Origin of the sequence: Nguyenibacter vanlangensis (genome assembly GCF_013376155.1) — a bacterium.
Taxonomy (GTDB): domain Bacteria; phylum Pseudomonadota; class Alphaproteobacteria; order Acetobacterales; family Acetobacteraceae; genus Gluconacetobacter; species Gluconacetobacter vanlangensis.
This window is the reverse complement of sequence record NZ_JABXXP010000088.1, coordinates 1-8,206: the sequence shown is the minus strand read 5'-3', so window position 1 is coordinate 8,206 and position 8,206 is coordinate 1. Positions and strand designations below refer to the sequence as shown.

At 59.7% G+C, this 8,206-nt stretch carries 8 protein-coding genes and 2 pseudogenes; 1 reads left to right on the top strand and 9 read right to left on the bottom strand.

Features of this window, described 5'->3' with window-relative positions; genetic code table 11:
* The 8 genes and pseudogenes from HUK84_RS07030 to HUK84_RS06995 all read right to left on the bottom strand — a co-directional run.
* Positions 1–231, bottom strand: a pseudogene (locus HUK84_RS07030) (S-methyl-5-thioribose-1-phosphate isomerase); the annotation flags it as partial.
* A gap of 208 nt (positions 232–439) precedes the next feature.
* A complete protein-coding gene (locus HUK84_RS07025; protein WP_246285491.1) occupies positions 440–2,977 on the bottom strand; it encodes a TonB-dependent receptor in 2,538 nt (845 codons plus the stop codon).
* A 78-nt stretch (positions 2,978–3,055) separates the two neighbouring features.
* Positions 3,056–3,499 carry a c-type cytochrome gene (locus tag HUK84_RS07020; RefSeq protein ID WP_176639649.1) on the bottom strand — a complete coding sequence of 148 codons (444 nt, stop codon included), beginning with the start codon at positions 3,497–3,499 and terminating at the stop codon, positions 3,056–3,058.
* Positions 3,496–3,939: a c-type cytochrome gene (locus tag HUK84_RS07015; protein ID WP_176639648.1), complete on the bottom strand. Its 444-nt coding sequence runs from the start codon at positions 3,937–3,939 to the stop codon at positions 3,496–3,498. The genes HUK84_RS07020 and HUK84_RS07015 overlap by 4 nt, the downstream gene beginning before the upstream one ends.
* Positions 3,936–4,475, bottom strand: coding sequence for a methylamine dehydrogenase light chain (locus tag HUK84_RS07010; protein WP_176639647.1), 540 nt, complete (start codon positions 4,473–4,475; stop codon positions 3,936–3,938). The genes HUK84_RS07015 and HUK84_RS07010 overlap by 4 nt, the downstream gene beginning before the upstream one ends.
* A gap of 70 nt (positions 4,476–4,545) precedes the next feature.
* Positions 4,546–5,139: a methylamine dehydrogenase accessory protein MauD gene (gene mauD / locus HUK84_RS07005; protein ID WP_176639646.1), complete on the bottom strand. Its 594-nt coding sequence runs from the start codon at positions 5,137–5,139 to the stop codon at positions 4,546–4,548.
* A gap of 1 nt (position 5,140) precedes the next feature.
* Complete coding sequence (locus HUK84_RS07000) at positions 5,141–5,695, bottom strand: MauE/DoxX family redox-associated membrane protein (protein WP_176639645.1); 555 nt, start codon at positions 5,693–5,695, stop codon at positions 5,141–5,143.
* On the bottom strand, positions 5,695–6,843 hold the full coding sequence (locus HUK84_RS06995) for an amine dehydrogenase large subunit (RefSeq protein WP_176639644.1): 1,149 nt from the start codon (positions 6,841–6,843) through the stop codon (positions 5,695–5,697). The genes HUK84_RS07000 and HUK84_RS06995 overlap by 1 nt, the downstream gene beginning before the upstream one ends.
* A gap of 155 nt (positions 6,844–6,998) precedes the next feature.
* Between HUK84_RS06995 and HUK84_RS06990 the strand changes: the two genes are divergently transcribed.
* Entirely contained in the window at positions 6,999–7,919 is a 921-nt protein-coding gene (locus HUK84_RS06990; protein ID WP_176639643.1) for a helix-turn-helix domain-containing protein, read from the top strand.
* Positions 7,920–7,949: 30 nt separating this feature from the next.
* On the opposite strand, the pseudogene HUK84_RS06985 reads toward HUK84_RS06990, so the two are convergent.
* A pseudogene (locus HUK84_RS06985) lies at positions 7,950–8,206 on the bottom strand (molecular chaperone HtpG); the annotation flags it as partial.

Sequence of the window (8,206 nt, the reverse complement as noted above, 5' to 3'; positions counted from 1 at the left end):
GTCGCCGGCATCGGCGCGCAACGCCAGCGCCAGGCCATAGGCCGCGACCGCGCCGATCAGCGGCGCGCCGCGCACCTGCATCGTCACGATGGCGCGGGCCACCTGGTCCCGTTCGGTCAGGCGCAGGATGTCCAGCTCCCACGGCAGGCGGGTCTGGTCGAAAATATGGACCGACCAGCCATCCTGCTGATCCACCCACACGCTGCGATAGGGTACGTTGCCGATCTTCATGCCGCCGAGTTCCGTTGATCTGGAAAGCCGCGCAGGGAAGCACCGGCGCCCCCGGTTTTCAACCCCGCGCAAAGCAAGGCGAGACGGCCGCAAGGCTCCGTCCGACTGTGCCGGGCGTACCATCGTCGAAAACCATACCCCAACGGACGGCACGCTGCCAGGAAAAACCCCGAGCATTTCCGCTGAACCGGTGTTCAGCGGAAATGCTCTAGAACTGGGCGGAAACCGTTCCGAAATATTGTCTCGGCGCCCCGATGAACAGCGTCGGATAATCGCCGGAAACGGGGAAACCGGAAATGCCCAATCCACCGATATAGGCGGAATTGAACAGGTTGGTGACGCCAAAACTCACCTGGACATGCCGGGCGAAGCCGATACGCCCGAAACCATAGGTGCCGGAAAGACCCGCCACCCAGTAGGACGGCACATAAACATCGTTGACATAGGAAAGCGGGCGTCTGCCGGTATACGTCGCATTGAAATTCATCTGAAACGTCCCGTAGGTGTACGATGCATTGGCTTTATAAATAAACCGAGGATACGCGACCTGATTTTTACCCTTCAAACTGACATTCGCGCCCTCATAATTGATATCGCCCCGGTACTCGGCGTCCGTGTAACTGGCCGTATTGAGGATTTCCAGACCGGCAAAGGGGCGGATCGTAACCGAGGCATCTCCGCCATTGACTTCCTCACGTCCCGCGTTGACGAATGTGCTGATCGGCTGAAGAGGCGAGCCCGCTTCGGTATTCAAGAGACGATTATAATAATCGACATGATAGATATCGGCCGTGACGTCCACAGCCCTGCTTCCATAGCGGTAGCCGATGACATAGTTCCAGGTTCTCTCCGGTTTGATATCATTCCTGTTTTCCAGAAACTGCTGTTGATTCCCCACGGACCAGGCGCCGCCATTGCCAAGAAACCACGGGTTGTACGTATACGCGCGCATGTTTTCGGCAATGTCCAGGTAAAGCTCGTTATGTGGATTGATCCGGTAATTGATGGAAAAATGCGGAAGAAACGCATTGGACGCCGTAAGGGACCCATCCGGCAGCGCATCCTGCCCGGTCAGGTCGGGATCGTTCTGCTTGGCGCCACCATATGTCGTCTGGAGAACAGAGCGAAATCCCGCGGCAATGTGCAGGTTCCGAAATATCTCATAGGTATCCTGCAAATAGTACTGAAACGTGTTGGAATTGAACCGGTCATCCAGTTCCTCGGCGAACGGGTCATGGAACGGGCCGAGCGGATTGCGCGGCGGCCCCTCTCCAAGCAAGGGCTGCTGATAGAGATAGTTGGGAAAGGAAAAAGAATTATTCTCGTACCAGATGCCGGTTTTCGCGACATTTCGCCCGATCTCATAAGTCAGGGCTTCGGTAAATCCGATTCGCCGCATGTCGGGCTTGCCATCCACCTGCGCGAACGGCGCGCCGTTCGGGGACGCAAAGGGCTGGGTCGCTTCATAGTCGCCATTTGACAATTGACTATAGAGAATAGTCTTCGAACTGAGACGCGACGTCAGGTGAAAATCGCCGATAAGACCCATGATGTCGTTTTCCTGGGTCTGCGCGCCGTCCAGATAGGTCGCATTCGCTTCATCGGACGCATTCCCAAGAGCCTGATAGGCGGCCGGATAGATCCCCAGAGCCGCATTATAGGCAACCGCATAGTTGGGGTATAGATAATCCAGACTCGTCCCGAACGTCCGGAACATATTCATATCGATATTAAGATAATTAAACTGACGGAACGATGACCAGTTGAAAAGGGCAGTAATTGTCCCGATATCGCCTACGGGCTGTTCCAGTTTTGCGTTGACCTGCTCCTCCAACTGGCTGCCATATCCTTTCCATTTGTCATTGTCCGTCCGGGCCATGGACACGAAAAACTTGGTACCGCTCGCGTTGAGCTTTCCACTGTCGAGGCGCACGAAGGTCCGGACGGCATTATTGCTTCCGAACATCTGCGTGGCGCGTCCCCCCATCCGGTCATCCGGATCGGCCGTATGGAACTGGATAGCCCCGCCCAGATTCTGCAACGACGGCACATCGACCGCGCCGCCGCCCTGCGACACGCTCATGGCCACGATATTGTCCTGAATTGCGGCCTGGTCCACGCTCAATCCGTTATATTGAAGAAATCCCTGGTCACCCATGGGGATTCCATCAAGCGTTCCTGCAATCTGGCTTTGGTCGAAGCCGCGAATATAAAGCGTATTGGCGGCGGTATCGAGGCCGAAAGCGTCGTCCGAGGCAAACGTCACCCCCGGGGTCGTGGCCGAGAGGATCTTCAACGGACTGGTTCCCGACACGAACTGGTCCATGACGCGCCGCGTGACCATCGCCTCCGCGCCATGCGACCGGAAACGGGACGCACTGACCTGGATCGTCTCGTCCTTGGGCGATATACTCTCCGCCGCGGGCGAGGAGGCGGCGCGCCGGACAGGATGGGCACGCGCCTGGCTATGGGCCCGCTTCTGATACGGTTTCGCAACATCAGGATCGGCGGCAAAGGCCGACAGGCTGACGGATGCCGTAAGCAGAAACGCAAGGCCGAGCGGCGCTGGCCGACGGAGCCCCCTGTTTCGGGCAAGGCCGCGACCAGGGCGCACGACAATTCCGTGTTCGTCCATTCGCGCGTATCGACCGGACGTCACACGAGAGGTAAGAAAAAACGACTTCTTCATCATTGTTTTCCTGAATACGCAATCCGATTCAAGCGGGATGCCTGCACGATCGCCCATGCCGTCAGTCCGTAACGGAAAACGCTGCCCGTCAGGCGGGATGTCACGCAGCCATATCGACTGCGGGTGGATTGCGTCCTACGGCCAGGGATAGGCGGGAAGAGCGACGCCGCGCCGCTTCAGCAGCGCCGCCACTTTTCGCCTGTATTCCACCAGGTTTCCGATATCTTCTTTCCGAAGCGCGGAAACTTCCTGCGGAGAGAACGATCTGTAATCTCGACCCAGGGATGCACCCGCGAAACTCTTCATGATATAATTCATGACCTCCGCGATTTCCCTGTCATCCAGGCTCGACCCGATCACGCCCGGAACATGCATCAGATAGGCTCGTCCCTCCGGCAGGTCCGCGAATACGCCGACCTGCCCGACGAAATTCGGAATTCCGCCGGATATTTCTCCCGATCCGTCGGGAAGATGGCAGCCGGAACATTTCAGCAGATAGCGCGTGCGCGCCGATGGTTCCGCCAGCGCGTTGCCCGAGAAAAGCAGGATCGCGGCCAGAAGGACGGATTGGCGTCTCATTTGACCGCGGCCGCACGCATTGCCCTGATCTCCGAATGAGACAGCGGCTTCTGACGAAGGGCTGCAAGCAGATCGGCCGCCACATGCGCGTCCGCGCCATTCAGGCCGTCAAGGACATAGGTCGCGACGGATGCCAGTTGCCCATCGCTCAACTGCGATTGCGGCGGCATGGCGAGACCCTCATATCGATTGCCCTGTGCGTCGATCGTTCCGTTCAGGCCGCTCAGCATGACCGCGGCGATATAGCGCGCTTTCGCATCGCCCAGCCCGCCCCATAATGCGCGATCGGACAGCGGCGGCGCGAGACCCGGCTGCCCCTGCCCCGACGCCTGGTGGCAACCCGAACACGTCTCGAGATAGAGCGCCTTCCCCTCATCGCCGGCAAAGGCCGGCGATGACGACGCGATCGCGATCATCGCGAAGAGAAAGCGCGATCTCATTCCGCCAGCCCGACGACGATGGCGACCGTGCAATGGACCCCCTGCTGACCGTTGGCGACACACCAGCTCGATTCACTGGCCAGGCCCATGCGATAGCCCGGACGGTCGCGCTCCTGCCGCGTGCAGCTATCCCCGCATTGGCCCGCCTTCCCGCAACAATCGTTGTATGAAACAAGATAATCCTTGTTGTCCCTGGGGTTACGGCACGTGCCGACCCAGGCCACCTTCGACGGCGTGGTTCCCGGCGGGCACTGGGTCACGCTGCCGCCGCATTTGCTGCAAAGCCCGCCATGCAGCGAGCAATAGCGCCAATACTGGCAATCGTCGGGAATCGTGCCGCCCGCCTGCGGTTCCGCGGCATGGGACACGCCATTCGAATTGTCATAGGGCAGCATCGGCAGGATCGCGCCGCCGACGAAGATTGTCCCCGCCTTGTGGAGCAGGCTGCGGCGTCCGGACATGCTGGCGATACGGCGCATGCCGGCCTCGGCCAGGCCATCCATCCATTCAACCCAATTATCGACCCGCTTGGCCATCCGGTGGAACTCCTTTCATGTTTCAGATCATGGACTGTGGCAGGGGATACGGTTCTGAAAATGCTTGTTTCTATGCCGCTGGTTGCGCGTCGAGATAGGACTGGATAGAGCCGAATTTCATCTCGAATGCGTTGAGCAGGCTGTCGAACTGTTCACGGCTGTTGATCAGCCCCTTGGCACGAATGATGCCGTCCCGGTCGAGCAGGACCGCGTACGGAAGACGCGCGACCCGATAGGCGATCCCGAGCTCGGCCGAGACCACATAAGGGTAGCTCCCCAGGCCGGCTTTCTCGATGAACCGCGCGTGCTGCGCGCGCTCTCCGTCGCTGGCCAGCACCACATCCAGCCAACTGCCTTCGGCCTTGCGGATCGACTGGATGATAGGAAGCAACTTCTTGCAGACGGGACAGGTCGGAGACAGAAAGAACACCAGCGTCGCGCGCGTTGCTCCACGCCCGATGACAGCCGTGCCGCCCGTCAGGCTGGCAAGGGTGAAAGGGGGTGACTGCTGGCCGACGGCAGGCCCCGAATCGTTCACCAGCGCGCCCATGGGCGCAATGCGTTCGAACAGAATACCCACCTGCCGGCCCAGCGCGAGCAGGCAGAGCGCGAGCGCCACCAGAAGAAGGACGATGACCGCCAGGATGAAAATGATAAGCGTCATATCAGGTTCTCACGAATCCGCCGTCTTGCCGCGTAAGACGGACCAATGATGAATTGGCAAGAATCTGCTCTGTGAGCAGGAACACGATCCAGAACGAGACTCCGCAGAGAACGGCGATTCCGGAACTGAAAGCGTCAAATCCATGCGATGGATACGCCATCGCGACGCCAGTCATTGCCATAAGAAGACAATTTCGAACGACCAACGACCAGGACAAATGCTGGACCGCGCCACCACATCCGCATTCGATATCGGTATGTCCACGAACGATATTGACCGCCATGCCGAGGGCGTAGGCCGCCAGCAATCCGCCGGCCAGAGCCAGTCCGAAAATCCGGCCGCCAGGGACGACCTGAAGCAGAACCACCAGCAGTTCAGCCGCTACGAGCACGCCGCAGGCGACAGACAGAAACACTTCCGGAATGATCCGGTAATCCGCGACATAACCGGTGAATACGGCAAAGTCGAAGAGCTTGTGCCCGCCCGCCCGCAGGAAGACGAGCAGAATGAAGACAACGAGAGAGAGCGACAGGTCCGATGGGGCGCCGGCATGCATTACAGATCGCCCATGATCATCGTGGCGAAACCGAAATCCGTATGCTCGGCCGTCTTGCTGAGAGAGAAACCGTGTTTTTTATCGGCGGCATATTCCTCGATGAGATTCTTATCCATATTCAGGCCGTAGAGGACCGGCTTTTCTCCCGTGCTGACGGCGATCGTTGAAATATCGTCCACCGGAGAGCGCGAAAGCAGCGTCCTGCGCGTCAGGTCATAGGCCCAGATCTGCTTGCCGCCACGATGATGCGTACCCTCATGATGATTGGGATACATCGGGACGAACAGAACATTATTGGCTGCGTTGTAGCCGAGGACACCATAGCCCGAAGTGCCCCAGTTGCCGGGAATCCCCCGCGTCAGGCTGGTAACGCTGACGGTCCTGATCACGCCGCTCTGGTCCGACAGCCGATATATGTTGGCGTTGTAGGAAATGAACAGCAGGTCCCCGCCCGCCCGCGCCGACGCCAGATAGATCGGGTCATTGTCGACGTCGAAGATCTTTTCGCTTCTCCGTGACGTAAAGGTCGAACCGTCCGCCCCCAGGGTGAACGTCATGAAGCTGCCATCGGTGCAGATGGTGGAAAAACCATGCCCCTGAAGGGTAGGATAGATGCCATAGCAGCCCGGCTGCGGTATTTCCTGCAGAACCTTGTCGTTTACCAGATCGACGACGGTAACGGACGTCGCCGGAGTCGCGTTCTGGACATAGATGAACTTTTCATCCGCGCTCAGGCGCAGTTGCGCGGCATCGGGCGTATATTGCGTGATCTTGAATGGAAGGCGGATTTCCTTCTTTACCGTATTGGTGGGTACGTCGAAGATCTGAAGGACGTCTTCTCCGGTTCCATAGGTAATACGGCTGAAGAAGCTGGACGCCATATAGGCGGTATTCCCGTCGCGCGAGAGCGTGGACAGTCCCCACCCACCCCCACTGACACTCCCTTTCAGGGTCAGGTCCCGCGCCGAATAGATGTACAGCGTGCTGCTCGCCATCCCCATCTGGTTGACGACGACATTGGGACCCGGCGACATCCGCGTCTTGACCGAGACGGTTTCGGGTACGAACGATGCGTCATCGGCATGAACGGCAACGGGAAACAGGGCCAGGAACATCAGCCACGAACCGGCGGTGATCATTTTACCCATCAAAATCTCTCTCCGCGACTGCATTTTTTTGTGGGTAGCAGGTCGGGTGAGAGGGCAATATCCAGCTTCGTAAATTTAATTGCACAATTATTGTGCATTCGATACGTTGCTCATATGAAATGGTGAAGGGCGCGAAAATGTCACAGAGTTTCAGGATGCAAAGGTTCGCCGATGCGTCCGAACAGGAGACGGCCCTGCCAGGCTGGGAACAGCGCTACATGCAACTGGGGAGAGGTGCGTTCGAGGGCGCGGTCAAGATCGCGTCGTTCGGGCATGTCTCGATCATCGAGGAGACGATAAAAGTCTCCATCGGTCAGACCACCAGCCCCCCACCGGACAGCATCGCCATCGTGCTGCCGCTCCACGCCAGCGGCGGCGGGTTGATCAACGGCCGGCAACGCCACGACAAGGCATTCCTCCATGTCGGGGGGCATGAAATCACCGCGGTCGGCAAGGAAGATTGTCACGCCTATTATATTCTGATCGAGCGGGTGGCGCTGCCGGAATTCGACCCCCGACGATTCAGTGGCGTCATGCCGGTATCCGCCTATCCGGAAACGCCCTACATGGCGGGCTGGCTCGCGGCGCTGATGTCGGCCGCGTCGGATACCGCCCAGTGCGCCACGGGACAGCTCGACACTATTATCTCCGGTCTCGTGACTGACCGCGTTTCAGAGATGGTGTCATGTGCCGGTCGCGGCGCGGATCCCGCCCCCCTGCGCGGGACGTTCGCATATAGCGTTTTCTCCCGGGCTCGCCACGTCATCGACGAATCCGACGAAACGTTCCTCTCCGTCGCCGCCATTGCGCAGCAGATCGGTATCCCGGCCTATATTCTCCGATCCGCCTTCCAACAGGTAACGGGCATGACACCGCGCGCGTGGCTGCGCCAGCGAGCCCTGGACCGCGCGCGACGCGCCATGCTGGCACCCGATCTGGCGCGGCGGGGCGTATCCCATATCGCGATGGAATGCGGCTTCTTTCATCTCGGGCGCTTTTCGGCCTATTACGCCGAAACATTCGGCGAGCCGCCGGCCAGGACGATCCGGAGAGTCATGGAAGGGCGCGCGGCCTAAAACCGCGCGCGCCCCCGAAAAGCCATCAAATCAGACGCCGGCCCGGGCCAGGGTCGCGGTCAGGCGGCTGGCGAAGCCCGCCGGGTCCTTGGGGCTCTCGCCGTCCTGGATGCGCGCCACATCCAGCAGGATCAGCGCGACGTCATCGATCGCCTCGTCCCGCGCCACCCGCGCCGCCAGGTCGCGGATCAGCGGATGGGCGGCATTGATCTCCAGCACTGGTGCCAGGTCGGGCACCGCCTGGCCGCTACGGCGCAGCAGGCGCTGCAACTGCAGGTCCGGCCCCT